The 26,817-nt window shown below is 64.5% G+C and carries 23 protein-coding genes; 7 read left to right on the top strand and 16 right to left on the bottom strand.

What is annotated here, in order from left to right:
- Positions 1 to 2: 2 nt before the first annotated feature.
- A complete protein-coding gene (locus tag ACSBM8_RS14130; protein WP_442678638.1) occupies positions 3 to 713 on the bottom strand; it encodes a response regulator in 711 nt (236 codons plus the stop codon).
- Positions 714 to 915: 202 nt separating this feature from the next.
- On the opposite strand from ACSBM8_RS14130, the gene ACSBM8_RS14135 reads away from it, so the two are divergent.
- On the top strand, positions 916 to 1,203 hold the full coding sequence (locus ACSBM8_RS14135; protein WP_442678639.1) for a hypothetical protein: 288 nt from the start codon (positions 916 to 918) through the stop codon (positions 1,201 to 1,203).
- Between the two features lie 27 nt (positions 1,204 to 1,230).
- The gene (locus tag ACSBM8_RS14140; RefSeq protein ID WP_442678640.1) at positions 1,231 to 1,914 is read left to right on the top strand and encodes a hypothetical protein; all 684 of its coding nucleotides are present in this window, start codon (positions 1,231 to 1,233) and stop codon (positions 1,912 to 1,914) included.
- A gap of 97 nt (positions 1,915 to 2,011) precedes the next feature.
- Here ACSBM8_RS14140 and ACSBM8_RS14145 read toward each other — a convergent pair whose 3' ends face one another.
- The 10 genes from ACSBM8_RS14145 to ACSBM8_RS14190 all read right to left on the bottom strand — a co-directional run bounded on the left by ACSBM8_RS14145 (position 2,012) and on the right by ACSBM8_RS14190 (position 17,417).
- Positions 2,012 to 4,633 (bottom strand): glycoside hydrolase family 3 C-terminal domain-containing protein, encoded by a 2,622-nt coding sequence (locus tag ACSBM8_RS14145; RefSeq protein WP_442678641.1) that lies wholly within the window; start codon positions 4,631 to 4,633, stop codon positions 2,012 to 2,014.
- 27 nt (positions 4,634 to 4,660) lie between these two features.
- Positions 4,661 to 5,809 carry a YncE family protein gene (locus tag ACSBM8_RS14150; protein WP_442678642.1) on the bottom strand — a complete coding sequence of 383 codons (1,149 nt, stop codon included), beginning with the start codon at positions 5,807 to 5,809 and terminating at the stop codon, positions 4,661 to 4,663.
- On the bottom strand, positions 5,806 to 6,990 hold the full coding sequence (locus tag ACSBM8_RS14155; protein WP_442678643.1) for an L-lactate dehydrogenase: 1,185 nt from the start codon (positions 6,988 to 6,990) through the stop codon (positions 5,806 to 5,808). The genes ACSBM8_RS14150 and ACSBM8_RS14155 overlap by 4 nt, the downstream gene beginning before the upstream one ends.
- Positions 6,991 to 6,994: 4 nt before the next feature.
- Positions 6,995 to 7,954, bottom strand: a complete 960-nt coding sequence (locus tag ACSBM8_RS14160) for a cupin domain-containing protein (RefSeq protein WP_442678644.1) — start codon at positions 7,952 to 7,954, stop codon at positions 6,995 to 6,997.
- Positions 7,955 to 7,986: 32 nt separating this feature from the next.
- Positions 7,987 to 8,850: a Nif3-like dinuclear metal center hexameric protein gene (locus ACSBM8_RS14165; RefSeq protein ID WP_442678645.1), complete on the bottom strand. Its 864-nt coding sequence runs from the start codon at positions 8,848 to 8,850 to the stop codon at positions 7,987 to 7,989.
- Positions 8,847 to 9,746 carry a Nif3-like dinuclear metal center hexameric protein gene (locus tag ACSBM8_RS14170; RefSeq protein WP_442681604.1) on the bottom strand — a complete coding sequence of 300 codons (900 nt, stop codon included), beginning with the start codon at positions 9,744 to 9,746 and terminating at the stop codon, positions 8,847 to 8,849. The genes ACSBM8_RS14165 and ACSBM8_RS14170 overlap by 4 nt, the downstream gene beginning before the upstream one ends.
- A gap of 2 nt (positions 9,747 to 9,748) precedes the next feature.
- Positions 9,749 to 11,158: an alpha/beta hydrolase family protein gene (locus tag ACSBM8_RS14175; protein WP_442678646.1), complete on the bottom strand. Its 1,410-nt coding sequence runs from the start codon at positions 11,156 to 11,158 to the stop codon at positions 9,749 to 9,751.
- 23 nt (positions 11,159 to 11,181) lie between these two features.
- Positions 11,182 to 12,999, bottom strand: coding sequence for a phosphoenolpyruvate carboxykinase (GTP) (locus ACSBM8_RS14180; RefSeq protein WP_442678647.1), 1,818 nt, complete (start codon positions 12,997 to 12,999; stop codon positions 11,182 to 11,184).
- An 81-nt stretch (positions 13,000 to 13,080) separates the two neighbouring features.
- Positions 13,081 to 16,041 (bottom strand): TonB-dependent receptor domain-containing protein, encoded by a 2,961-nt coding sequence (locus ACSBM8_RS14185; RefSeq protein WP_442678648.1) that lies wholly within the window; start codon positions 16,039 to 16,041, stop codon positions 13,081 to 13,083.
- A 404-nt stretch (positions 16,042 to 16,445) separates the two neighbouring features.
- A complete protein-coding gene (locus ACSBM8_RS14190; protein ID WP_442678649.1) occupies positions 16,446 to 17,417 on the bottom strand; it encodes a cupin domain-containing protein in 972 nt (323 codons plus the stop codon).
- Positions 17,418 to 17,658: 241 nt separating this feature from the next.
- Between ACSBM8_RS14190 and ACSBM8_RS14195 the strand changes: the two genes are divergently transcribed.
- The gene (locus ACSBM8_RS14195) at positions 17,659 to 18,012 is read left to right on the top strand and encodes a hypothetical protein (protein ID WP_442678650.1); all 354 of its coding nucleotides are present in this window, start codon (positions 17,659 to 17,661) and stop codon (positions 18,010 to 18,012) included.
- Here the strand turns inward: ACSBM8_RS14195 and ACSBM8_RS14200 are convergent.
- Entirely contained in the window at positions 17,990 to 19,306 is a 1,317-nt protein-coding gene (locus ACSBM8_RS14200; protein ID WP_442678651.1) for an MFS transporter, read from the bottom strand. The genes ACSBM8_RS14195 and ACSBM8_RS14200 overlap by 23 nt on opposite strands.
- 149 nt (positions 19,307 to 19,455) lie before the next feature.
- On the opposite strand from ACSBM8_RS14200, the gene ACSBM8_RS14205 reads away from it, so the two are divergent.
- Complete coding sequence (locus tag ACSBM8_RS14205) at positions 19,456 to 20,322, top strand: cupin domain-containing protein (protein ID WP_442678652.1); 867 nt, start codon at positions 19,456 to 19,458, stop codon at positions 20,320 to 20,322.
- A 29-nt stretch (positions 20,323 to 20,351) separates the two neighbouring features.
- Positions 20,352 to 21,350 carry an SMP-30/gluconolactonase/LRE family protein gene (locus ACSBM8_RS14210; RefSeq protein ID WP_442678653.1) on the top strand — a complete coding sequence of 333 codons (999 nt, stop codon included), beginning with the start codon at positions 20,352 to 20,354 and terminating at the stop codon, positions 21,348 to 21,350.
- Positions 21,351 to 21,390: 40 nt separating this feature from the next.
- Here ACSBM8_RS14210 and ACSBM8_RS14215 read toward each other — a convergent pair whose 3' ends face one another.
- From ACSBM8_RS14215 to ACSBM8_RS14230, 4 genes are read right to left on the bottom strand one after another with little or no spacing between them, the layout of a single operon-like run.
- Positions 21,391 to 21,831: a hypothetical protein gene (locus tag ACSBM8_RS14215; RefSeq protein ID WP_442678654.1), complete on the bottom strand. Its 441-nt coding sequence runs from the start codon at positions 21,829 to 21,831 to the stop codon at positions 21,391 to 21,393.
- Positions 21,832 to 21,877: 46 nt separating this feature from the next.
- Positions 21,878 to 22,411: a gamma carbonic anhydrase family protein gene (locus ACSBM8_RS14220; protein WP_442678655.1), complete on the bottom strand. Its 534-nt coding sequence runs from the start codon at positions 22,409 to 22,411 to the stop codon at positions 21,878 to 21,880.
- Positions 22,411 to 22,728: a c-type cytochrome gene (locus tag ACSBM8_RS14225; protein ID WP_442678656.1), complete on the bottom strand. Its 318-nt coding sequence runs from the start codon at positions 22,726 to 22,728 to the stop codon at positions 22,411 to 22,413. Before ACSBM8_RS14225 ends, ACSBM8_RS14220 begins: the two co-directional genes overlap by 1 nt.
- Before the next feature lie 13 nt (positions 22,729 to 22,741).
- Positions 22,742 to 24,595, bottom strand: a complete 1,854-nt coding sequence (locus ACSBM8_RS14230) for an outer membrane protein assembly factor BamB family protein (RefSeq protein WP_442678657.1) — start codon at positions 24,593 to 24,595, stop codon at positions 22,742 to 22,744.
- Between the two features lie 247 nt (positions 24,596 to 24,842).
- Between ACSBM8_RS14230 and ACSBM8_RS14235 the strand changes: the two genes are divergently transcribed.
- Both ACSBM8_RS14235 and ACSBM8_RS14240 read left to right on the top strand, forming a co-directional pair.
- A complete protein-coding gene (locus ACSBM8_RS14235) occupies positions 24,843 to 26,030 on the top strand; it encodes a CaiB/BaiF CoA transferase family protein (protein ID WP_442678658.1) in 1,188 nt (395 codons plus the stop codon).
- Positions 26,027 to 26,809 carry an enoyl-CoA hydratase gene (locus ACSBM8_RS14240; protein ID WP_442678659.1) on the top strand — a complete coding sequence of 261 codons (783 nt, stop codon included), beginning with the start codon at positions 26,027 to 26,029 and terminating at the stop codon, positions 26,807 to 26,809. The genes ACSBM8_RS14235 and ACSBM8_RS14240 overlap by 4 nt, the downstream gene beginning before the upstream one ends.
- Positions 26,810 to 26,817: the final 8 nt, after the last annotated feature.

Below are 26,817 nucleotides of genomic sequence, written 5' to 3' on the forward strand. Positions count from 1 at the left end.
CTTCAACTCCGCGTGACCGCCGCATTCAACATATAGCCGACGCCCCGCACCGTGATGATGGGCGCCTCCTTGCCCGAACTCGACAATTTCCGCCGCAGGCGGCTCACCAGCACGTCCACCGACCGATCCGAACTGTCGCCCATCCGCGTGCGCGAGAGTTCGATCAGCCGCTCCCGGGCGATGATGCGCTGCGCATTATCGACCAGTGCCACCAGCAGGTCGAACTCCGCGCCGGTAAGATCGATCGTGCCGCCGCTCGGCGACAACAGCTCGCGACGCGGCAGCGAAAGGGTGAAACCGTCAAATTCGACGATGCCCTGGTCCCGCTCCGTCCGCCTGTCTTCGGCGGATCCCCGGCGCAACACGGCGCGGACGCGCGCGATCAACTCGCGCGTACCGAATGGCTTCGGCAGATAGTCATCGGCGCCAAGCTCCAGACCGATGACGCGGTCGGTTTCGCTGCCCTTGGCACTGATGAAGATGATCGGAACGTCGCTCTCGCGTCGCAGGGCACGGCACAAATCGATCCCGCTCGTTCCCGGCAGCATGATGTCGAGCAACACGAGGTCGACCTGCCCGGTCTCCATCGCGCGCCACATTTCCGGCGCGGTCGCACATGGGCGCACGACATAACCGTTTTCCTGGAGCGTGCGCGCGGTCAGGCTGCGCAGGGCAGGGTCGTCTTCCACCAGCACGATCACGGGCGAGGTCATGTCCGCACTCTTCCGCTGCGGTCGTCAGCAACAAGCAACATAAGCTCCCTCTTCTCCCGCGGCCCGTCTCTAGCGCGCGGTGTAAAGACCGCATCGGGCCAATCCGGTCTAGACATACTTTCTTACAATCGCGGCAAGTGGTGGAAAATCCCAGCCCCTACCTTGGGGTCATAAGGCATTCCGCCTTGATGGAGTTTCAGTCGTGACCCGCACTTTGCTGATTGCCACCTGCGCGCTCGTCCTGCCGGCTTCGTCGGCCATTGCCCAGCTTGTTCCCGCCGGCTCCGGCGCACTGGCTGGCCGCAGCCCGCAAGTATCCTATCGCACGGCCGATGCGACTGCCGCAACCTGCGGCAAGACCATGCACAGCCTGCCCGCCGGCAAATTGCCGGTCTATGGCGCCAATGCCTTGCCGAAGGCGCCATGCAGCTCGGTCGAACTGGCCCGCGCCGACACGGCGGATGCCGCCAAGTCCACCGCGCGCGACTGATCGCGGGCTACCCACAGGATATAGACGATGCGTAAGCTGATCCTTGCCGGCCTACTGGCCGCGGTCGTCCCCGGGGCGGCTCAGGCAGATCGGCAGCCGCCCAAGAGGCTGCTGGCGATGTCGCCCGATGCCTTCCAGGCAGCGACGACGTTGCAGGACGATCCGTTGGAATATCACGCCACCCTCTCCACGCGAAAGGCGCACCGCGAAGGCTGGGGCCTCTTCCGCCTGGACGGGCATGATAATCACCTGCGCGCAACCGTGGATAAGCGGACCGGCGCGACCAAATATGAGGTCCGTACCAAGGTCCGCTATTACGGGACGCAGCGTGCCTATCGTTCGGCGCATTTCGTGACACCGGCGGGGCTTCAGGCGGCACCGCTGACGCTGCAACTCGATGCGCAGGATCCCTGTGCCACCAACGACAACAATAATAATTTCAACTGTGCGCTGACCAAGACGATCGCATTTGAGCTGGACGAGGCCGCGGTGCGGGCCATCGCTGCGCAATATCAGACCGATCGTCAGCAGACTTGGGCGTTCAAGCTGAAGGATGAGAATGGTGCCGATATTCGCACCGCCATCGTCCCGGCCGAGGCGGCTGGCCTGTTACGCGCAGTCGACGATTACCGTGCATCCCGACCGGTGCAGGTCGCCGCGCCCGGCGGCCACCACAATATGAGTCTGATGACGGTCACGGATGGCGGATAGGCCCCCCCTTCCGCCGCGTCCGGCCGGGTTCTGCCCGGTCGGACGCAAAATCATGATGGGGTTGCGCGCCCGGCCGGGCCGCAGCCCCATCTGCTTTCTATAATGGCAGCTTGTATTCGCCGGCGATGGTGAAGCTTGCGGTGGCGCCTCCCGCGCCGCTTACAGGCTGCCCGCCGCCCAGGTTGACGCGATACGTCCCGGCCGTAACAACCCGCGCCCCGGCAGATGTCACGCTCGACAGGTCCCGTGCATTCAGATCGAAATGAACCCGCTGGCTGGCACCGGGTGCCAGGCTGACACGGGTGAAGCCGCGCAGGGCGCGGACCGGCATGCCGGGCGCATCCGGGAAGCTCAGATAGAGCTGGACGACGTCATCTCCGGCGACCTTGCCGTCATTGCGGACGGTCGCATCCACGCCGATCGTCGCACCCGCTTTCACATTGTTATCGGAAAGCGCCACCTTGCCATAACTGAACCGCGTGTAACTCAGCCCATGACCGAACGGGTAAAGCGGCTTGCCCGTGAAATAGCGATAGGTCCGTTGGTTCATGGCGTAGTCGGAAAATGGCGGGAGCTGATCGACGCCGGTATAGAAGGTGACGGGCAGCCGGCCGGACGGATTGTTCGCACCGGACAGGGTTTGCGCGATCGCGGTGCCGCCTTCCTGGCCGGGATACCAGGCTTCCAGAATCGCGTTGGCATGTTGCGCAGCCCAGTTCACCGACAGCGCCGATCCGTTCATCAACACCAGCACCAACGGCTTGCCCGTGTCCTTCACCGCCTTCAGCACGGCTTCCTCGTCCGCCGGCATGTCCAGGCTGGTGCGATCCCCGCCCTTGAAGCCTGGGATATTCACCGTCATCTCCTCGCCCTCGAGCGCCGATGTGATCCCCGCGACCCCGATGACCAGATCGGCATCGCGCGCCGCCGCCACGGCGCGCGCCAGAGCGTCCTTGCGGATCTCGTTCCAGACGAAGCGTGGTGGGAAGCGGCTCGGGCTTTGTTCGATCCGCACCGTGTGCGCCTCGCCCTTGCGCAGCGCGAGTTCGACCAGATTGGGCCCACGCTGCTGCGCGCCACTATTGTCGGCCACCAATTTGTCGTCGATCCACAGCTTGGCGGCCCGCCCGTCGATGCCGATCCGATAGGTGCCGTCGGCCGGTGCGGTCACGCTTCCGGTCCAACGGACCGATACGGTCGCAGCGTCAGGCAAGGCCGCGGGCGCGTTGCGCTCGAACGCGACCCGGGGGTCGATCCGGGTCAAGGCGGGTGCGCCGGAGAAATCGCCATTGCGCCAATATTCGGCTTTCATCCCCGGCTGACCATCGGGCGTCCGCAGCGCGCTGGTCGGAACCGGTTCTGCCAGTCTCAGGAAATCGGTACCCGGCTCGAACACGATCTGCGCGTCCGGAAATTCGGCGCGAATGCCGTCGAGTGCCGAGATCGGCCGCAGCGGCTGGCCATGATAATTGCCCAGCAAGACCTCGGTCTGGTCGGCCAGCGGCCCGACCACGGCGATGCGACGGATCGCCGACCGCTTGAGCGGCAACACACCGTCATTCTTGAGCAAGACCATAGATTCGCGTGCGAGCTTCAGGGCGAGCGCGCGATGCTTGTCGGAATTCAGCACCGTGTCCGGAATCTGCGCATACGGGACAGAGGCGGGCGGATCGAACAGGCCCAGCCGCATGCGGACCGTGAACAGGCGCCGCAGCGACTGATCGACCGCGGATTGCGGCAGCAGCCCCTGCTGCATCGCCTCGCGATAGGGATCGTAATCGGACGTCGGGCCGGGCTTGCGGCCATATTCGGTGCAGTCATTGTCGACGCCGAGCTTCATCGACACAGCCGCCGCCTCCGCCACCGTCTTGGTATAATGGTGGCCGCGCTCGATATCGGCGATGGAATCACAGTCGGATACGACATGGCCCTTGAAGCCCCATGCATCGCGCAGCCGATCCTTGAGCAGGAATTCGTTGGCGCAGGCGGGTTGGCCATTGACGGCGTTATAGGCGCACATCACCGATTCCACTTTCCCGTCGACGACGATCTCGCGGAAGGCGGGCAAATAGGTGTCCTCCATATCGTGGAGGCTCACCGTGATATTGTCGCTGTGACGGCCCGGCTCAGGTCCGCTGTGCACGGCATAATGTTTGGCTGTGGCCGAGACCCGATAATGAAGCGGATCGTCGCCCTGCATGCCGCGGACGAAGGCGACGCCCAGCTTGCCCGTCAGGAAGGGATCTTCGCCATAGGTTTCCTGGCCGCGACCCCAACGCGGATCGCGGAAGATGTTGATATTGGGCGACCAGAAAGTGAGGCCCTGCATGATCTTGTGGGGGCCGCCGGCGCGCTCGATGATATTCCATTTGACCCGGCCCTCGTCGCCGATCGCCGCCCCCATTTCCTGGATGGCCGCCGGATCGAAAGTGGCGGCGAGCCCGATCGGTTCGGGGAAGACCGTGGCATAGCCATTGTTCGCCACGCCATGCAGCGCCTCGCTCCACCAATCATATTCGGGGATGCCCAACCTTGGGATGGCGCGCGCCTGATTGACGAGCTGCGATGCCTTCTCCTCAAGCGTCAGTCGCGAGATCAGATCGTCCACCCGCTGCGCGACCGGCAGCGCGGGATTTTTGAATGGCATGTCCGGCGTGGCCGCCTGCGCCGACACGACCATGGCGGCCCAGCCGACCGATCCCAGCAATATCCTGCGCATATCTTCCCCTGTTCGTGGCGATTGTGATTATCGGCTGCGCGCGGTGGCGATGGCGCCCGGCCTGGCATCGAAGGTGACCGGAGTGCCCAGCGTCAGCGCATGACCGTCGAAGGCATAAGGCTCGATCTGCTTGTCGCGCGCGCATTGCAGCAAGATCTGCGTCTCGTCCGCGCGCCACGCCGCGCCCTGGCACCAGCGGCCGGTCCTGGTCTCGGCGACGGGCGTGAGGCGCAGGCCGTCGGCGCGATAGACGGTCATCCGCCCGAAATCATGAAAAGCCGGAGAATGGGAAGGAAGGGTGGAGCCGTTGTTCACGGTCACCTGCAGATAGTCTCCGCTGGGTGACAGGCCGACATGTTCGGGGGTCACGCCGGTATCCACCTGCCCGACCATTCGCCCGGCTTTCAGATTGACGATACCGATTGAACCTGGCTTTGGTCCCGGTGCGGTAGAAGGGGCGCGGCCGCCGAGATGGCTGACATAGGCCACCTGCCGCCGCGGATTGAGGGCGAGACTATAGGGTCCCGCACCGACCGCGATCGCCTCTCCCGCCGGGGTCCACTGCGTGCCGCGAAGCGTGAAGCGCAGCAGCCGGTTCGTACCTTGTGCCACGACATAGACGGTGCGTCCGTCGGCGAAGGCGAGATCGACCGGACGGCTTTTCGGATCGAGTGCGATCGTGCCCGCCGATGTCAGCCGCCGATGGGCGATGGTGAAGATCGACACGCTGTCGGCGTTGGTATTGGCGACCAGTGCCAGCGTGCCGGCCGGATTGATGGCCACGCCCGCCGCGCCCGCGCCTGCGTGGAGCGTCTGCACCAGGCGCGGCGCGCGCGGCGCACGCAGATCGACCACCGACACGATTTCGGCAGGCGCCAGCGCCCCGGCGTCGTTCACCATCTGTCCAGCCGTGACGATCGCCAGGCGGCTGTCCGCGCTCATCGCCACCGTTCCCGGCGGACCGGCAACCGTCGCCGGAACCGGCAGGGTCGCAAGCATCGTGACCCCCGCCCGGCCGATCTCCAATACCGCTATGGTATCGGCGGTGCGGGGCGCGTCGGGCATGTCGGCCGGCACCGCTTTGCCGTCATTGGCCGAAACCGCGATCTGCGCCGGCAGCATGGTCGTCTGTCCGGCGAGTATCAGCGCCAAGCCAAGGTGACGGAACCCCATCATTGCCTCCCTTCGGCGCTGTCGCGCCGTGCGTCGGGATCCCGCCGCATCAGCGCGTCCGGCCCCACCGAAGCGATATCGCTGTGACCCGTGAGCGCCATCGCCACCAACAGCTCCTGCCGCAGCATCTCCAGCATCCGGGACACCCCCGCCCCGCCCCGCGCACCAAGCGCGAACGCCCAGGCACGGCCGATCAGCACGCCATGCGCGCCCAAGGCGAGCGCGCGCAGGATATCGATGCCGGACCGGATGCCGCCATCCAGGAGGACCTCGATCCGACCATCGACTGCGTCCACCACCGCCGGAAGCGCGGCGATCGTCGAGGGTGCGCCATCCAGTTGACGCCCACCATGATTGGACACGACGATCGCATCCGCGCCGACCTCCACCGCCCGGCGGGCATCGTCGGGATCCAATATGCCCTTCAGCACCAGCCGGCCGTTCCACCGCGCCTTGATCCAGGCGAGGTCGTCCCAGCTGATCGAGGGATCGAAATTGCGCGATACCCAGGCGGTGAATTGCGCCAACCCGGCCCCCTCCGGCATGGCGGAAGCGAAGTTTCCGAGCACATGCGGGCCGCCGCGAACGCCGACATCCCATGCCCAGCGCGGGTGGCGCAGGATTTCGAAGGCGCGCTTCAGCCGGGCGGCAAATCCTTGATCGCCGGTCAGGCTGGAGCGCATATCGCGATAGCGCGGGCTGTGCATGATGAGATCGACCGTCATTACCAGCGTCTCCACGCCCGCCGCACGCGCGCGATCCAGCATCGCTTCCATGAAGCCGCGATCCTTGATCATGTAGAGCTGGAAGATGAGCGGTTCGCGTACGGCGGGTGCGACTTCTTCAATCGCGCAGCAGGCGGATGCGGACAGGATGAAGGGCACGCCTGCCGCCTCCGCCGCACGCGCCGCCTGCACCTCACCGCGCCGTGCGTAGAGGCCGGCGAGGCCGATGGGGGCGAGCGCCAGCGGCATGCTGACGCGGCGGCCGAGCAGTTCGGTATCCAACCGAACCCCCGACACGTCGCGCAGCACGCGCTGGCGCAATTGCAGCCGTTCCAGATCGGCCACGTTGCGCCGCATCGTGACCTCGGCATAGGACCCGCCGTCGATATAATCGAACAGGAAACGCGGCAGCCGGCGCTCGGCCAGCAGCCGGAAATCCTCTGCGCAGGCGGGCGTCATTGCCTTAGTCCGTCGCGAAATTATGCAGGATGACGGGGCGCGGATTGAACGGAATGCGCGTCGAAACCGGGGCGTCCGGCGCGTTGGAAGGACGGTGCCAGCGCCCCTTTTGCGCGGTGACGATGTCGCCCTGATCGGCTTCGAAGAAGGGATATCCCTCGATCTGATAGCCGATCTTGCCCTCCATGACGTACCAGAATTCGGTCCAGTCGACGTGGAAATGCCCCTTGTTGGTGACCGGTGCGACGGGCTGCGCCTTGCCGCGCAGGATGTTGGAGGTGAAGTGATCGTCCCACACGAACTTGCCGTTATAAGGCTTGTCGCTGTTGCCGATCTGCTTCCAGAAATCGACGTAGATCGGGTTGGTGTCGCGATCCTTGGACGGTCCGGGCGAGCCCGTCACCTTCATATAGGTGCGTCCCGGATAGGGATCGGGCGTCTCATCGACCGGATAGAGCGGCGGTGAGCCGGCCTGGCGCACCTCGAACCGCAATGACGGGCGATCGCCGACCGTTTCGATCGAGTAGAAATGGCGGAAGGGCACGTTGACCATGAAGCCCTTGGTCGCGACGAACGGCTCCACTCCGTCGATCGACACGCGCATCGAGCCGTCCTGGACGATCCATACGACCCGATCATCGGCATACATTTTGCGCTTGGTCTTCTTGCCCACGCCGAGCGAGATATAGTCCGCATCCTGCTCGGGATTGCGGATGATCGGCTGGACCCAATCGCTCTTGCCGCGATGTGCGGCAAGGATTTCCGACAGCTTCCAATGAACCTTGTTGGGCGCGGTATAGGGCGTGGGCTTGCTGGGTTTGGCGGACCAATAGCTTTCCGCAATCTTGGGCGTGGTGACCGGCATCGGATCTTCCCGGCCGGCAAATTGCGCGCCGGCAGAGGCCGCAAGCGTTACCGCAAGGAGCGCGGATCCTGCCAATCCAAGTGTAAAATGCCTGTCCATAAGGGCCTCTCCTGCCGTTTTTTGCCGTCATTTTAGCGTGTTTTTGCGCGTGGTTCCGTGTCCGTGAAGCCCGACAAAGGTGGGTGAAAGGGCTCGCCAGCGGCGAGAAAAGCGATCGGAATGTCACGCACGAAGCCGCGCAACCAGTCGGCAACCAGCGTCATCGGGCTGTCTTCGGTGCCCATATGGCCGAGAAAGATGATGCCCCGGGGGCGGCCGAGCGTCGTCATGTCCGCCGCAAAGGCGCTCTGATCCATGGTCGGCAGCGTGCCGGCGCTGCCCTCCGCCGACTCCCCGCCGACGATCGCATCGACATCGGGCAGGGTCGGGAAACTGGGAAAGGCATAGCCGACGCCGACCGCGACCTTGCGCACGATCATGTCCGGATCGCCGGTCACGCGGTGCGAGCGGACACCGGTGCGCGCTGCGGCATAGCGGGCGAGCGCGCGCAGGGTCATCGGCTGCGGCAAGGTGACGATCGGCATGCGCGGTGCGGGCTCGATCGGATCCGCGGTCCAGCCGAGCGTACGCAATTGGCCAGCGAACAGCGGGTCGGGCCGCATGCGGTGCGCCAGATCGTGGTTGCGCCAGATGATCAGCTTATGCCGTTCGATGAACGCTTTCTTGGCGAGGTAGATCGGGTCGTCCCCGAGAAAGTCGACGATATCGTTGTCGCGAAACCATGTGTCTTCATGCGTGATGATGAAGTTGCGGCCTTCGGCGGCCGCGCGCTTCAGCACGCGGAAGGTTGTCATGCCGGTGGTGGCGATGCCGGTAATCGGCGCATCGGGATCGCCGATCTTGAACGTGTCGCGCCGCGACGGGATGGTGGCGGGCGGCGTGCCTTCTTCGGCGGCCCTGCGATAGATCAGGTCGACCAATTGGCGCGGGGTCATGCCTGCACCCGCCAGAAGGGGTCGCTGCTGATCGGGCGATGCTGCCGGACGTGCGGGAAGACACGTTCCAGCGCTTGCCCGCACCGCTCCAGGAAGGGCCGTTCGGAGAGGATGCGGCCGGTGGAAACCAGGGCCTTGGGGATGCCCGCTTCGGCGCTGTCATGGACATATTCGACCAATTCCCATTCGCGCAGATCGCCGGTCAGCAGCGCATCGGCATGTCGCAGCGCCTGCGTGGTCGAGACCACCTCGGCCGTGCCGGGCACCAGAAGGATGGATGATAGCCGCATTGCGGGATCGCCGATGAAGCGCAACCCGCCCTCCGCGTCGAGGCGGGCATGCGCGAGCGCCACCAAGGCCGAAAGAGTCAGCGCCGGGGGGCGATAGATGGGGCGTGCGCCGCCGGCGCGATGGTCGCTCCAGCCGAGCTTGGCGGCCAGTGCCTCAACCGAGGTGTCGGCCCCATAGCCGGTCTGGGGCGAGACCCGGTAGACGGCCAGCTTATGATCGGCGATCAGCGCCTGCTTGGCGCGCAGTGCCGGGCTGTCGCGCAAGGCCTTGGCCGCGCTTTCCGCCATCGCGGCAAACGGCCCGCTGGCCGCGGCGGGATCCGGCGGTTTGCCGTAGAAAGGTGTTTCGGGACTGAGGATGAGCGAGCATCCCGCTGCCACCGCCTTGCGCAGCGCCGCCAAGGTAGGATCGGTCACCAAGGCGATCGCACGCACCGCGCTGTCCGGGTCGCCGGCAAGCAGCTCCGCACGGCCCACACCCAATAACGCCGTGGCAATCTCCTGAGCTGCAGGATTGCGTCGTCGCTGCGCGATGGCAGGGCCAGACAGGCCCGCAGTCATCAGCACCTGCCCGCCGGTCAGGCAGAGATCGCGGCGGCTGAACATCGTCACTGGCCCCGCCCCCTGCCGAAATATTTGGAGGCGAACTGGATGAAGTAAGGCCAGTTTGGCTTTGGCGTATGGCCATATTGATGCTGACGAAAGCCGATGTCGTCCGCACCCAGATACACGAGCGGCGGTGGCGTGTTCGTGGTCTCCAGCCCTTTGGCGCCGAGCAGCGTCCAGACCGGGCTCGCCGCGGCGGCCGCCTTGAACATGCCGGGCGTGTCGGTCCAGGCGTCGCCGGGCACGGCCGCGGGCGGCGACAGCATCAGCGCACCGCCGCCGATAAACAGCGGGCGCGGCGCGACCATCGCGATCAGTTCGTGCGCGTCCACCGGCAGATCGGCCGCGCTGCGCCCGATAGCGGCATATTTGAGGAAATTGCCCGCGAACCAGTGGAATTCGCTGGCCGCGGCGAGGTTTGGAATGCCCTCGCCATAATTGCGGCGGTACAAGGCGGCCCCGCCCGCGCCCGACGAGCTGATGTAGCCGGTGGCAAAGCGTCGGTCGTAGGCCAATGTGACGAGCGCGGCCTTGCCGTAGCGGGAGTGGCCGAAGATCGCGACGCGCTTGGCGTCCACGTTGCGGTCGGTCGCAAGATAGTCGAGCCCGCGACCCGCGCCCCAGGCCCAGGCGCGCAGCGCGCCCCAATCCTGCAGGCTGCGCGGTTGCCCCTTGTTGGCGAGGCCGATGATGCCCTGCGTCAAGCCCGCCGCATTGTCGGCCTGGACCGAGCCTGGGTCCAGCACCACCACCGCCCAGCCTTTGGCGATGATCTGCTCGCGCTCGCTGGGTCCATCGGGCTCGCTGATGCCGAAGGCACTGAGCGGGCGCGGACGTGGGTCGGTCGAGCCGAACAATATCACCGCCGGAACATGCTTGCCGCGCAGCGCCAGCGGTACGGTGACCGTCATCAGGATATCGACATTGATCGCCGGCGCGCTGCGATTGTCGACGTGGCCGACCAGCGTGCGGGTCTCCACCGCAACCCCGCCAACCTCTCCCCGCGCCGTATCGATCACCCGCCAGGTCACGGCCGGAAGATGCGCCGGCACGATTCCATAGAGATTGGCGTCCAAAAGTTGCGCGATTTCCGGCCGTCGTACCTTCCACCACATCGCCGCCGTGGTCACCCTATGCCCGTTTCCGGTCGTCAGCAGCGACGGCAGATCGGGGAAGGGATTGGCCTTTGCCTCATCGAAATTGGCGAAGTCCGGAGCTGCGGGATTGCGGGCGGAGACGGTCGGCCGCAGCGTATCGATGCCCAGCAGCCGGAGCTCGCGCGCACGCTCCGCCTGCGATTCCGCCGCTATCCGCGCCCGCGCCGGATCAACCGGCGGTGCCGCTTGCGCCCAGGCGCAGGCCGAAAGCAGGGCCGCGGCCAGCGAGGCGGCAAGCGGACGATCAACCCTCATCCCCGTCTCCCCGCCGCCGCTCGCTAGGATGCCAACCGGCTTTCGAGCGCGTCCTGCTCCTGGATCAGGGGCAGCGGTACCGCATCCCCCAGGGAGCCCAAAAAGGCCGCGCTCAACGCGGCTTCCTGCCGCCAAACGTCACGATCGACATTAAGCAGGATGTGCAGCTGATCGGCGGTGAGGTCGAGCCCGCTCACGTCCAGATCGGCTTCATTCGGCACGTTGCCAATCGGTGTCGATTGCGCATCCGCCTTGCCTTCGACCCGCTCGACGATCCATTTAAGCACGCGCCCATTGTCGCCGAAGCCCGGCCATACGAAGCGGCCATCGGGTCCCTTGCGGAACCAGTTCACCAGATAGAGCCCAGGCAGCTGGCGCGCATCCGATGCCGCAGCGCTGCCGAGCCGCAACCAATGGCGGAAATAGTCGCTGATATTATAGCCGCAGAAAGGCAGCATCGCGAACGGATCACGGCGCAGCTCACCGATGCTGTTTTCGGCCGCCGCAGTGCCTTCGGACGCGATATTGGCGGCAAGATAGACGCCATGCTGCCAGGACAACGCCTCCGTCACCAGCGGCACGGCCGATGCGCGCCGCCCGCCGAACAACAAGGCGGAGATCGGCACGCCTTCCGGCGCATCCCATTCCGGTGCAATCGAGGGACATTGCGCGGCCGGCACGGTGAAGCGCGCATTTGCATGGGCGGCGGGCGTCCCTGCCTCCGGCGTCCAGGGGCGACCCTGCCAATCGGTCAGCCCTTCCGGGGGCGTTTCGCTCAACCCTTCCCACCAGACGTCGCCATCGGCGGTCAGCGCGGTGTTGGTGAAGATGCAATTGCCGGTCAGCGTTTCCACCGCATTCCGATTGGTCTTCGGGCCGGTACCGGGTGCTACGCCGAAGAAGCCGGCTTCGGGATTGATCGCGTAGAGCCGCCCGTCCTGGCCGAACCGCATCCAGGCGATATCGTCACCGATCGTTTCGGCTTTCCATCCCGGGATGGTAGGCTGCAGCATTGCCATGTTGGTTTTGCCGCAGGCGCTGGGGAATGCCGCAGCGATATAGTGCACGGCACCTTCAGGCGAAGTCAGCTTGAGGATGAGCATATGCTCGGCCAGCCAGCCTTCGTCGCGTGCCATCACGGAGGCGATGCGCAAGGCGAGGCATTTCTTGCCGAGCAAAGCGTTGCCGCCATAGCCCGATCCGTAGGACCAGATTTCCCGCGTTTCCGGAAAATGGACGATCCATTTCTCGTCATTGCAGGGCCATGGCACGTCGGGGGCACCATCGATCAGCGGCATGCCGACCGAGTGGACGCAGCGGACGAAGAAGCCGTCGTCACCGAGCATGTCGAGCGCGCTCTGGCCCATCCGCGCCATGATCCGCATCGACAGGACGACATAGGGACTGTCGGTTATCTCGACCCCGATCATGCTCTTGTCGGAGCCGAGCGGCCCCATGCAGAAGGGCACGACATACATCGTCCGGCCGCGCATGCAGCCGGCGAACAGGCGATCTAGATTGGCGCGGGTGCTGGCGGGCGCCCGCCAGTTATTGGTCGGGCCGGCATCCTCCTGCCGTTCGGAACAGATGAAGGTACGGCTTTCGACCCGGGCGACATCGCGCGGATCGGAACGCGCATAGAAACTGTTGGGACGTTTACCCGGGTCGAGCTGCACCAACGTGCCACTTGCCACCAGCTGCCGGGTGAGTTCGGACCATTCCGCATCCGATCCATCGCACCAACGAACTTCGTCGGGCTGCAGATGCACGGCCAGTTCGCCCACCCATTCGATGAGAGCCTGATGCTGCGTCGGCAGAATGGGGGGCTGGAAATTATACACTTAACTCTCCGCTACGAAGTAACGCGATTCCGGAAAAAGACTGCCGCCAGCGCGAACGCGGGCGGCAGAGGTGGGAGGCCGTTAGAATTTGGCCCGCAGGCCGATCGAAATGACACGCCCGATCGGGTTGGACACGAAGCCGTTATAGCCCCAGGCCCCACCGAGAATGCCGTTGGTATTGCCGTTGAAGAAGGGCGGATCCTTATCGAAAAGGTTCTGCGTATCGAGGTAGATCTGCCAGCCGCGCAGGAAGTTCTCGCCCTGGAACTCATACTGAAGATGCAGGTCGAACGTGTTGCCGGGCTTGACCTTGTCGCCGCCACCGGTCGGGTTGCCGACACTGTCGACCGTGATCGGCGTGACCGTCGTGCTGATCCAGTTGCGGTAGGATCCGACATGGTTCCAGAAGAGGTCGGCAGAGAAGCCGCTCATCTCCCAGCCCAGCTGCGCCCGGTTCTTGAACCGCACCGACGGGAAGGTGGTGTTGTAACCGGACGTGTTCAGAATGCTGAAATCGGTGCCACCGCCGAAGTTCTGGATGAACTTGGTGAAGTAGGTGAAAGCGGTGCCGACGGTGAAGCGCCCCAGATCACCAATATTGCGCTGATAGGTGAACTGACCGTCAATACCCTCGACCGTCAGGTTGAGCGCGTTGCGCGAGCTTTGATCGAGCAGGTAATAGACGTCGGGCGGCACCGCGCCGGAGATGGTGGCGCCGTTGGCGATGTTCGCGAACTCGGCAATCTGCGCATCCGAGCATTTTTGCGGACAGATCGTCAGCAACGGCCGCAGTCCGGCCGAGTTGACGATGGCGCTCGGGCTCGGCGAGCTTACGCCGCCGATGAACTTGTTATGGAAGAAGGTGCCCGCCGCGACGAAGCCAGGCAGGAATTTCGGTGCGAAATCCACGCCCGCCGACCAGCTGCGGCCCTTTTGCGGGACCATGTTGCTGAAGCCGCCGCCGAGCTGACGCCGCAAGCCCTGTACCGCATTCGTGCCGATGGTGCAGGTCGTGGCCGTGCACTGCACCCCCGGGATTTGAGCGGCCGTGGGATAATTGGCGAGCGGCACCGCTATCTGCGTGCCGTTCACGCCGACGCTGCCCGATGCGTAGAGATACCCTTGGCTGGGATCGCCGATGACGGCCAGCGGCGGAGCGACGAACGCACGGGAATAATTGCCGCGGAACTTCAGGCCTTCGACTGGTTCCCAATTCGCGGCGAACTTCGGATTGGTGGTCGATCCGACGTCGCTATATTTATCGTATCGGCCAGAGATACTGAGGTCGATGCGGTGGGCGAAGGGAATGTCCATCTCCGGCGAAATCACCGGGATATACAATTCGGCATATGCCGACTTCACGTTGCGACTGTAGTTGAAGACGCGGAAGTTCGAACCGGTGCTGGTCGGTCCGGTATTGTTGGAACCGCTGATCTTCTGCGTTTCCTCTGCCCAATAATATTCGCCGCCGAAGGCCAGTTTCACCGAGCCTGCGGGCAAGGCAAACAGCGCGCCCTGGAAGTCCAGCTTGACCTGGTTGAACGTGTTGAAGTTCGTATTCTCGCTATTGTTGCGATAGAGCGAACGCAGCACGGCATCGGACGTCAGCGCACTGCCGAAGGGCCGCCAGACGTCGAGCGAATTGGCGGTGGTAAGCGGCACGTTGAGCGCGATCACATTCTGGCCGGCGATGTCGCTGGTCAGCGGGTTGCCGCTGCTCTGGGCGGTTCCGTTAATGGCGAGCGTAGCGCAGGCACTGCAGAAGCCGTTGATGGTGTTGAGTGCGGAGCGGTTCCAACCAAAAGCGTCGCTGAGCGTCGCCGTCCAGCTGCTGTTGATCTTATAATCGACAACCGCGGTCGCGTAGATCGAATCCGCCTGGGATTCGGTCTGGCCGTATTTGCCGTCCTTGGTCAGACCCAGCCAGCTGATCGTCTGCCGCGGTGCGCCGGGCGACCCTGCGGGGGCGACATAGAAGGGATTGATCTGCCGCGTCTCGCTATAGCCCGGACCAAAAGCGGTGATGTTGCTGAGCGTGCCCGGGCCGTTGGGCGAATGGGTTTCCTGCCGGCTGTAATTCAGCATGGCGGTAACGGTCAGCTTGTCGGAAAAGTCATTGGTGACCTTGATCATGCCGTTCGCGCGGTACTGGCTCGGCAGCAAGGTCGCGTAGACCGAGTTGTTGCAGGGCGAATTGGCGACCGTGTTCGGCACAGTGCTGGTAGCATTCGGTGACAGATAAACGCCCGTGACGCCGGGCACCTGGATCGTCGCCGGATTGCACTGATAGCTTTGGCTGTTGCTGCCACCGACCGGACGATAATCGCCAAGGCTGGAGAAATCGCGATGGCGGTTCAGCAGTTTCGACTGATCGGTGTAGGCTCCTGCGACATAGACGCCGCCTGTGTCCCACTTCTTGCCCCAGATGAAGCTGAGGTTGGAATTATGGTAATGATCGCCGAAACCATATTGGGCGTTCGCTTCGAAGCCATCGAAGGTGCGCCGCGTGATGAAGTTGACCACGCCCGCGACCGCATCCGATCCGTAGACCGAGGAGGCGCCGTCGGCGAGAACCTCGACCCGCTGAATGGCCGTGACCGGAATGATGTTCGGGTCGGTCTGCGAGAATTGCGTGCCGCCACCGGGCAGGCGCAGGCCGTCCAGGATCACCAGCGTAGTGTTGGACGAGGAACCGGCAAGACTATGGATCTGCGGCGAATAATAAGAATAGGCATTCTCTCCCTGGGAGGCGGAGCCGGCGGTCGAGATCGATGGAACCGTATTCACAAGTTGTGAAACGTTGACCGGTGCCGTCTTCTCGATCGTGGCCTGGCCGACGGAAATGAGGTTGGAGCCGATCGGCGCGACGCCGCGGATCTTGGAGCCCGTGACGACGATCTCACCCACGGATTCCGCGGAGGAATCCGACGTGATGACCGGCGTGGGATTAGCCGGCGACTGATCGCCCGCCGTCTGTGCCCCCACCGCGGTCGCCGCAAGCGCGGCGACCGCCATCGCCAGTGCCGAACCCTGATACTTCATGCGTGACGTCTGTCGCATCTCTGCAAACCCCTCGTTTAGCATCCCCTGACCGTTATGATTTCATATCATATACGATCGGCTATTTGCCTACGGGTAGGATCGTTTCACGTCAAGTGTCCGTATTGTATTGGCTGTGCGACTGCGAGAATATGCGGCCGTATAAAAGAGTAAGCCACGCTCTTTGCTGCAACGCCGCAATGCAAGGCTTAATGACGACGACCCATGGACCAATAGTTCCGATCATCGCGAATCGGTGTTGCCAATCGACAACACGCATCGATGACCGAAATAGGACCGCGCTCACAACACTAATGGTGTTGCGATCCGTTTATTTTAGACGATACTTCGACTCAACTAGCCTTCTGCTGATAGCTGCCAGCCGGATATCCGCAGAATGCGAGCGCCTACTGGCGCCCGCCGGACGCCACGGAGTAATTGTGCAAACCATAAGGGTAGGGATTGATCGCGACGCGGGTATCCATCTGTCCGACGGGGCCGCCGAAGCTGGCCCGATGCCACCGGCCCTGTGCCGCCAGGACGATGTCGCCAGCCTGCGCGGTGAAGAAGGGCACGCCTTCGATCTGGTAATCGACATTGCCTTCCATGATGAACCAGAACTCATCATGGCCGAAATGGAAGTGGCCGAGGTTGCTGGCGGGGGGCGTGGGCGTCCCTTTCCCGCGGATATTGTTCACGAACATGTGATCGCCCGAGATGAACGCCCCGGCCCGTGCGCCGCCCTGAACCACGTCCTTGAAGAAATCCAGATAGGGTTTGTTCGTCTCGTCATACTTGCCCGGGCCGCCCCCAAGAACGGTCTGCTGGTAGGTGAAGCCGGCGACATCCTTCGGCTTTTGCGGCGTCGATTCGACCGGATAGATCGGCAGATCGCCCGCGGCATGGACTTCCAGCCACAAGGCCGGCGTGTCGCCCAGTGCTTCCAGCGTGAACGGTAGGCGGAAGGGGATGTTGATTTCGAAGCCCTTGGTGGCGATGAACGGATCCTGCCCCTTGATGCTGACCTTGATCTGTCCATCCCACACGATGAGCGCGGTCCGATTATCGGGGTAGCCGAGTTGCGGCGTGCGCTCACCGACCGCCATCTGATGCCAGTCGGCCATCAGATCCTTGTTGCGGACGATCGGCTGGACCCAGCTTTTCTGGCCCTTGTGCATCGCGCGGACGTCGGCCAGCTTCCACCAGGCGCGATTGGGCGCTTCATAGGCGCGGTAGGGCGTCCGCTTGGGCGACCATGCGATTTCGAGCGGCGGGCGTCCCGCCACGGGCGCACCGGCCGGAGGAGGGGTTTGCGCGGACGCGATCGACGCGATGGATGCGATCGCGCACAGCGACAGCGCGGCCTTGGTCCGCAGCATAACCCTCTCCTCCCAGCCTGTGTGGCTTGTTATTGCATCATATATGATATGATGCTTGGGTGGCAGTCAAACGAATAATCCGGGGCAGGAGATGATGATGAATAGCGGTGCAACCCTTGCGGCAGTCGGACTATTTGCCGCCTTGGCAGCGTCCAGCGGATCCGCAGCGCCGGCGACGATGGCCGATTGTCGAGCGCTATCCGACCCGGCTGCGCGACTGAGTTGCTACGACAGGATCGGCGTGGACGCACCCGTACCTGCACCCGCCCCTTATGCCGCCGCGCCAGAACGACCCGCCGATCCGGCGCCGCGCGCGACCGTCGCCCCCGCCCCCACGCGCGACACGGCACAGGCGCAACGCGACGATCTGAAACGCCGGTCCAATTTCGACAGCCGGATCGCGGCGGTGGTTCCACAGCGGCACGGTTATTACCGGCTCGTGCTGGAGGATGGCAGTGCCTACCTGACCACCAGCGTCGCGCCGCCGGTACCGGTGGGTGCGGCGGTGCATATCCGCCGTACCTTTGCCGGCACCACCTATCTCGACACGGCGGGCCGCGACCCGATCGCGATCAGGCTGGCACGCGCGCAGTAAGCAGGTCGTCGGCGGCGCGCTTCGGCTCGATCAAGCGGTTGGGATCGACCACCGCCCAGGCCAGCACACCGGCAAGGACGATGGCGGCGCCCGTGAAGAAGGCCGCCATCCAGCCGAATTGCAGCGCGATCCAGGGCGTCAGCGACGAGGTGAGCGCCCCGCCAATCTGGCACCCCATGTTCATGAAGCCGGACACAACCCCGCTATGCGGGCCGGCAATATCGGCGGTGACCGACCAGAAGGAGCTTTGCGACAGGTAGATCGCCCCTGCCCCCGCAGCGAGCACGACCACCGCCACGATCGTATTATCGGCCATCGATCCGATCATCAGGAACAGCCCGGTCAGGATGAAGGAGACGATCGCAACCCCGGATCGGCCCCAGTACAGACCGTGCCGCGCGGCGATCATATCGTTCAACACGCCACCGGCGAGGCAGCCGCCGGTCATGCACAGGAAGGGCAGCATAGCGTAGGCCGCGGTGGATTTCAGATCGAGTCCGCGCGCATCGTGCAGATAAGTGTAGAACCAGCTGAAGAAGATCCAAATGACGTAACCGAAGGCGAAATAGCTGATGAACAGGCCCCAGACGTTGAGGCTGCTGAAGATGGCGCGCCACGGCACTGGATCCTGGGCGCCGACCCGCGCGGGCGGTAGCCCGGCTTCGATATGGGCGATCTCGGCACTGTTGACCGCCGCATGGTCCTGCGGCCGATCCCGCGCGATCCAATACCAGATCAGGCCGGCGATCAGCCCGACCACGGCGCAGACATAGAAAGACGCGCGCCAGCCGCCCCACAGGATGATCGCAGTGATCAGCGGTGGCGTGATGCCGGATCCGGCGCCGACGCCGGCGAAGATCAGGCCATTGGCCTTGCCCCGTTCCTGCGCCGGGATCCAGCGCGACAGGAACTGGTTGCCGGACGGGTAGACGACCGATTCGCCGATGCCGAGCGCGAAGCGGACGGCGACGAGCAGCATCAGCGCGTGGGGCGCGCCGGGCGGGACCACGGCCGTCAGCGCGGTGAAAATCCCCCACCAGACGAGCGCGCAGGTCAGCACCTTGCGCGGCCCGAACCGTGCGGACAACCAGCCGGCGGGCACCTGAAACAAGGCATAGCCGATCAGGAAGGCACTGAAGACCCAACCGAGTTGCACCTGATCGATGCCATATTCCTGGCGCATCTCCACCCCCGCGACGGAGATGTTGGTGCGATCCAGAAACGCGATCGCGCTGATGACGAACAGGAAAAAGACGAGGCCGAGCCTCACCCGTGAGCGCGCAAGTTCCGCCATGACGTCCCCTCGATCTGCGCCATTTCTTCGACGCTATAATATCCTATATGATTTCTACTACGATGCTTGTATGGCCGCGTAAAGACCGGTCACCGGCATTAGAGGGGATGATGATGGGACGATGTCGCGCGTGGCTGCCTGCGTTCGCCATGCTTTTGACCGCAGGCCCGCTGGCGGCGGCCCCGCTGGCCGAGCGGATCGGCCATAGCGACCCCGCGAAATTCCAGCACCTCTCCAAGGTCCATGCGGGCGCCGGCACGATGGACTTCGGCCAGCTTCTGGGTGTCGGCGCGCTCAGCACCAACCTGATCTTTATCCACCGCGGCGTGATCGCCCCGCACAGCGGGATCGGCCAGCATTTCCACAATCAATCGGAAGAAATGTTCGTCATCTTGGATGGGGAGGCGGAGTTCACGATCGATGGCCGGACATCGCGGATCAAGGGGCCGGCGGGCGTCCCCGACCGGATGGGCCATGCGCACGCCATCTATAACCCCACCGACAGGCCGATCCAGTGGCTGAACATCAATGTCGGCATGACCAAGGCCTATGACAATTTCGACCTGGGCGATCCACGCACGGACGGCGTCGTGCTCGACAAAATCCCGCAGTTCATCAGCATGCGCTTCGATCGATCGCTGCTGAAGCCGGTGACCGCGATGGATGGCGGCCAGGGCAATGTGATGTACCGCCGCCTGCTCGATCCGACGGTGTTCGCCACGCCGTGGACCTTCGTCGATCATCTGATGCTGCCGCCGGGCACCAGCGTCGGCGCTGCGAGCAAGCCCGGTTTGAGCGAGGCTTATTATGTGTTGTCGGGCGATGGCGAGATCAGCGTCGGCCGCGAGAACGCGGCGATCCATAGCGGCGATGCCGTCGCCGTCGACGTGGGCGAAACCCGTGCCTTGCGCCCGACCGGAACGGCCCCGCTGGAGCTGATGGTGATCGGGGTGGCCAAGGATCTGGACGCCAAGGCCGCCTATCGCATGGCCACCGCACCGCGCCGCCCGCGCTGAATCACTCCATCGTGACACGGGAGAATGTTGTGAGGATACTATCGTTGGCCGCCGTCGGCCTGCTGGTCAGCGTGACGGCGCCGGTGGCGGCGGCCGCACCCGCCACGACGCGGATCGATCGGCTCGATCCGGCGCTGGACGCCGTGATCGCGCCCGGCACGCGCATCGAACGCATTGCGACCGGCTTCCTCTTCGCCGAGGGACCGATGTGGCGCCAGGGCAAGCTGTGGTTTTCGGACGTGCAGGGCGATCGCCTGCTGACGGTCACACCGGCCGGCACGGTGGATGTCGTGCTGAAGAATTCCGGCGGCTATCCGAACCCGCCCAAGGGCGCGAATATCGGATCCAATGCGCTTGCCACCGCCAAGGATGGCAGCATCCTGATGATGCAGATGGGTGCGCGCCGGATAGCGCGCCTCGACGCAAAGAGGATGCCGCATCCGTTCGTGACGGCGTTCGAGGGCAAAAGGCTGAACAGTCCCAACGATCTGGTGTTCGCGCGCGACGGATCTTTATGGTTCACCGATCCGCCGTTCGGGCTGTTCAACGGGATGGACAAGGATCCGGCCAAGGCGCTGCGGTTCAACGGTGTGTTCCGCTATGCCAACGGCACGCTGACCGCGCCGATCCGGGACATGACTTTGCCCAACGGCATCGGCTTTTCCCCCGACGGATCGACCCTGTATGTCAGCAATTATGGGCCGGACATGTATGTCCGGGCTTATACGGTGGGCCAGAATGGCGCGCTGTCCAAACCGCGCATCCTGATCCGCTATCCGGCGGGCAGCGGCCCGGAAGGGCCGGATGGGCTGAAGGTCGACCGCGCCGGCAATATCTGGACGAGCGGACCCGGCGGCATCCGCATCGTTACGCCCCGGGGCAAGGTGCTCGGCCAGATCAAGCTGCCCGAGGTCGCCGCCAATCTGGCGTTCGCGGAGGACGGGCACGTCGTCTACATCACGGCATCGTCGAGCATCTACAGGCTGCGGACGCGGGTGGCGGGCGAATTGCCGCTGTATCGACGCTGATCGGACGCCGCATCCGGAATTGGATGCGGCGCACCGTGCGTCAGCGGGCGGGTTCGACCAGGATCGCCTGATAGGTGATCTTGTTGCCGCGCACGACGAAGATGTCCTCTCCGCTGACCTGCTGGCGCGTGCCCTTGAACTGGACCCAGCGCAGCCGCGCGATATCCGGCCCCGCCGGGGCAATGCTGGCCTGCATCGAGCGCACGCCGGGATGATGATCCTTGTCGATCAGCGTCGCGAACACCCGCCGCGCATTGGCGCCGACGAAGACGCCGACCTCCCGCGCGGACTGACCGGCGACCAATCCGGGCGGGGCGATCACGACCGTGTTGGCGGCATAATCCGCCATGATCGCGCGCAGATCGCCTTTCTTCATCGCCGCGAGATGGTGGGCGACCACCTGCGTCGGCGTTGCGCCATGGACGGCGCCGGCGGCCGCCATGGCGAGCGGCAGGGCCATGATTTTCAAGCTGGTGCGCATCCTATTCTCCCCTTGGTGTTGCGTCGCGCGTCGTCCGCGTCTTTGTTCAGGCGGGATCGTCCACGCGGCGCAGGTTGGTGGCGAAGCGAGCCTGCCGCTCCACATAGCCCGCGGCCGAACGTTTGAGCCCCTCGCGCATCTCCGGCGAAATCTGCCGCACCGCCTTGGCCGGCGATCCGATGATGAGGCTGCCGGGGGGAAAGCTTTTTCCCTCGGTCACCAGCGCCCCTGCGCCGATCAGGCAATCATCCGCGATGACGGCGTCGTTCAGGATCGTCGCGCCCATGCCGACGAGCACGCGATTGCCGAGCGTGCAGCCGTGGAGGATGGCGTGATGCCCGATCGTGCAATCCTCCCCCAGCGTCAGCGGACTGCCGGGATCGGAATGGAGCATGGCTCCTTCCTGGATATTGGTGCGGTCCCCGACGATGATCGGCGTATTGTCCGCGCGGATCACCGCGCCGAACCAGACGCCCACGCCCGCGCCCAATTGCACGTCCCCCACCAGATCGGCGGAGGGGGCGACCCAGCTCGTGCCGGGCACCGCCGGGCTGGCCCCGTCTATGGCGTAGAGCGGCATTATTTCTGCGGCGCTGCGGGCGCGGTCGACGGATCCGGGCCGCCATAATTTTTGGCGAGATAGTCGACGATGACCTTCATCTCTTCGGGCGAGACTTCGGCGCCGCGATTGGCCATCTGCTCGACCGTGGCCGCCCAGGCAGGTGCGGTCTTGCGCTGCGAAAAGATCTGCGCGTTATTGTGGCAAAAGACGCAGCGTTCGTTGATCAGATCCAGCCCCGCCCCGGGCGGCGGCGCGGCCGGGGCATCGGCAGCGAGCGCGCGTGCCCCCAGCGCGACCAGAGGCAGCAGAGCGGCGGCAACGAGGATCTTACGCATACTTCATCCTAACTCAACGTAACGAGAATGCCACGACAGCATCGCTGTTCGGCGGCGAGCCTGAGAAACCGCCGGTCGCGACCACCCCGATCATCTGCCGCCCATCGCGATCGCCGTAAGTGATCGGGGTGCCGTAATTGGATGCCGGCAGCTTCGCCTCCCACAAGAGCTTGCCGGTCTTCGTATCGAAGGCGCGGATCTTATCGTCGGTGGTCGCGCCGATGAAGGTCAGGCCGCTGGCGGTCGTGATCGGCCCGCCGGCGCTGATCCGCCCGGCATCCTTGAACACCGGATCGGCATTGTCGCCGAGCGGACGGCGCCATGCGACCGTCCCCTTGTTGACATCGACCGCGACCAGCTCGCCCCATGGCGGCTTCTGGCAGGGGTTGAGCGTCTCCGGATCCTGGAAATAGACATAGCCGGCCTTCATGCCCCAGCTGCCGTCGGGCTGCTGGGCGAGCTGCTGCGGGCTGCCGAGCGCATTGACGTTGATCACGTACAGGCCGGTGCGCGGATCGAACGAACCACCGCCCCAGTCGACCCCGCCAAGGCTGCTGGGGAAGCCGTTGACGGCACTGTCGGCGCGGGGCGGCTGGAACATCTTGCTGGGGACGACCAATAGATCCTTGGTCAGCTTTTCGCAGACCGACTTCATCGTCGGGGTAAGATCGTTAATCTCGTCGGCGCTGTAGCTGACCCGCGCCAGCGGCGGCGGCGCGGCCGGCATCGGCTGGGTCGGCCAGGGCTGCTCGCCCGGAATGTCCGTGTCGGTCGGCACCGGCACTTCGCGCACGTCATAAAGCGGTTTGCCGGTGGTGCGATCGAGGATGAACATCAGCGCGGTCTTGTTCATGACCGCGATCGCCGGGATCGTGCGCCCGTTGCGCTTCACGTCGATCAGCGTCGCAACCGGGAGATCGACGTCCCAGATGTCGTGATGAACGGTCTGGAAATGCCACAGATATTTGCCGCTATTCGCATCGACCGCGACGATCGAATTGGCGAACAGGTTGGCACCCTTGCGATCCCCGCCCCAACGATCGAAGGTCGGCGCGCCGAACGGCAGGAAGGCGATGCCGCGCTGCGCATCCACGACCACGTTGGTCCAGACGTTGTTGCCCGAACGCCCCTTCCAGCTATCGCCCTCCCAGGTGTCGTTACCAAATTCGCCGGGCCGGGGGATGGAATGGAAGGTCCAGACCAGCTTGCCGGTCCGTGCATCCCACGCCCGCACGTCGCCCGACGCGCCCTTGACCGGCATCTCCTGCACGCGCGAGCCGGTGATGATGAGGTTGCGATAGACGGTCGGCGAACTGCTCATGCCGAGCGGGGCACCGCGCAGGCCGTTCATCACCTCCGGCGTCTTCATATCGACGATGCCGGCGGTGCCGAATTCCGCCGCGGGCTTGCCGGTGGCGGCATCCAGCGCGATCAGCTTGCCCGCGCGCGTCCCGAACACGATGCGCGGCCCGACACCGCCGCTCCCCGGCCAATAGGAAACGCCGCGCGTCGCCGCCTGATCGCGCGGCGGCATGGCATAGGCCCACAATTCGCGGCCCGTCGCCGCGTCGAGCGCGACCACGCGGGAATAGGGAGTCGGGAGATACATTACCCCCTTGACCACCAAAGGCGTGGCTTCCGACGGTGAGAAGCCCGTGGCAAAACGCTTGCGCACGGCTTCCGGCAATCCCGGATAGACTTCGACTTTGAAGCCTTCCGGACGCATATGATAGACCCACGCCTGACGCAGCTTGCCGACATTCGCGGGCGTCACTTCCTTGAGCGGAGAGAAGCGCGCATTGCCGCCGTCGCGGCCATAATGCGTCCAGTCGCGGGGCGCATCGGCAGCATCGGCAACGGTCGCCAACGACACCGCCGCCAGGGTTGCGAGCAGAGCCGACCGGACGCGACGCAAACGACAAATATGCTGCTTTTCCAAGCGGCTTCCTCTCAAGATGGGCAGCTCCGCCGGGCGTCGGCAGGCCGTCATTGTTCTTTATCGATGCCGATGCTAGCAGCGGGCAAAATCATATACAATATGATCCGGCGCTATTGAGATGTTTACATCTTATAGGCGTCGGCCGATCCAAGAAACGCCAAAACAGGAGATGGAAATGGCGACTTTGCCGCTGGCCGGATTGAGGGTGCTGGACATCTCGCAGGTGATGGCAGGCCCGTTCTGCTGCATGCTGCTGGGCGACATGGGTGCCGACGTGATCAAGATCGAGCCGCCCAAGACGGGTGATTCGACCCGCCATTCCATGGGCTTCCGGCTGAAGGGCGAAGACAGTCCCGGCTTCCTGGCGCTGAACCGCAACAAGCGCAGCATCACCCTGAACCTGAAGGACGAGGCCGATCGCGAGGTGCTGTACGCCCTGGTCAAGACCGCCGACATCCTGATCGAGAATGCGCGCCCGGGTGTCTCCGGCCGCCTGGGCATCGATTACGAGACGCTCTCCAAGATCAACCCCCGGCTCGTTTATGCCAGCATCTCCGGTTTCGGGCAGACCGGCCCGTGGGCGCAGCGTCCGGGTTTCGACCTGATCGCGCAGGCGATGTCGGGCATCCTGAGCTCCAACGGCTTTCCCAATATGGAGCCGGCCAAGAATTCGATCGCGGTCGCCGATCTCGGTGCGGGCCTGTTCACCGCTTATGCCGTTCTGAGCGCGATCATCGGCCGCCAGACATCGGGCCAGGGCCAATATGTCGATGCATCGCTGTTGGAGGCGGCGCTGGGCCTGTCGGTGTGGGAAACGACGGAGCTGTGGGGCACGGGCAAGTCGCCGACGCCGATCGGTTCGGCCAACCGCATGTCCGCGCCATATCAGGCGGTGCATGCATCCGACGGCTGGTTCGTCATCGGCGCGGCCAATCAGGGCCTGTGGCTGACGTTCCTGCAGGTGATTGGACGGCCCGAATTGCAGGACGATCCGCGCTATTCCACCAACGCCGCGCGCGTCCAGAACCGGTTGGTGCTGATCGACGATCTGGCGCCGACCTTCCTGACCCGCACCAAGCAGGAATGGATCGACGCCATGCTCGCCGCCGGCGTGCCCGCCGCGCCGATCCTGGATTATGGCGAGGCGGTCGAAAGCGAGCAGGCGGTCGCGCGCGACATGGTGATGCAGGTGCCCCATCCGGTGGAGGGGGAGTTCAAGGCCTTGGGCTTCCCGGTCAAGATGCGCGGCACGCCGCAGCAGGTGCGCATGCCCCCGCCCCTCCTTAACGAACATGATGCCGAAATCCGCCAGGAGCTGATCGACAAGGGCCTGTTGCGCGCACCGGCGGAGGCCGCGGAATGAGCGAGGCGCGGCTCATCTACGAGAAGAAGGGCGATACGGCGCATGTCCGCTTCGACAATCAGCGCGCGCATAATGCGCTGACCAGCCAGATGTGGTACGATCTGCGCGACGCCGCCTATGACATCGCGCAGGATCGTTCGATCCGCGTCGCCACCTTTCGGGGCGTCGGCGGGAAGGCCTTCATCTCCGGCACCGACATCAGCAAGTTCGCAGACTATACGACCGGGCAGCAGGGCGTCGATTACGAGCGCGATATCGACATCTGCATGGGCGCGATCGATGCCATTCCCTGCACGACGATCGCGATCGTGGAGGGCTGGGCGGTCGGCGGCGGGCTCAACATCTCGTCGGCCTGCGACTTCCGTATCGCCACGCCCACCGCGCGCTTCGGGTCTCCGATCGGCCGCACGATCGGCAATTGCCTGTCGGCGCACAGCGTCGCGCGCATCGGTGCCGCCATCGGCGTGCAATTTGCGAAACGCATGGTCCTGCTGGGAGAGATGATCCCCGCGCCGGAATTGCTGGCGAGCGGCTTCCTCCACCAGCTGGTGGAAGCCGATCAGTTGGACAGCGCCACGGAAACGCTGTGTCGCCGCGCGGCGGAGAATGCCCCGCTGACCACGGCCGCGACGAAGGAAATGCTACGCCGGCTGCGCTATGCCGAACTGCCGGATGTTGAGGATCTCATCGCCCAGGTTTATGGCAGCGCCGATTTTCGCCGAGGCGTTGCGACCTTCCTTGGGGGCACCAAAAGCCTGCCCGCCTGGACGGGCGAATAATCGCAGGA

It is taken from the genome of Sphingomonas sp. ASY06-1R (assembly GCF_052180265.1).
In the GTDB taxonomy this organism is placed as follows: domain Bacteria; phylum Pseudomonadota; class Alphaproteobacteria; order Sphingomonadales; family Sphingomonadaceae; genus Sphingomonas_I.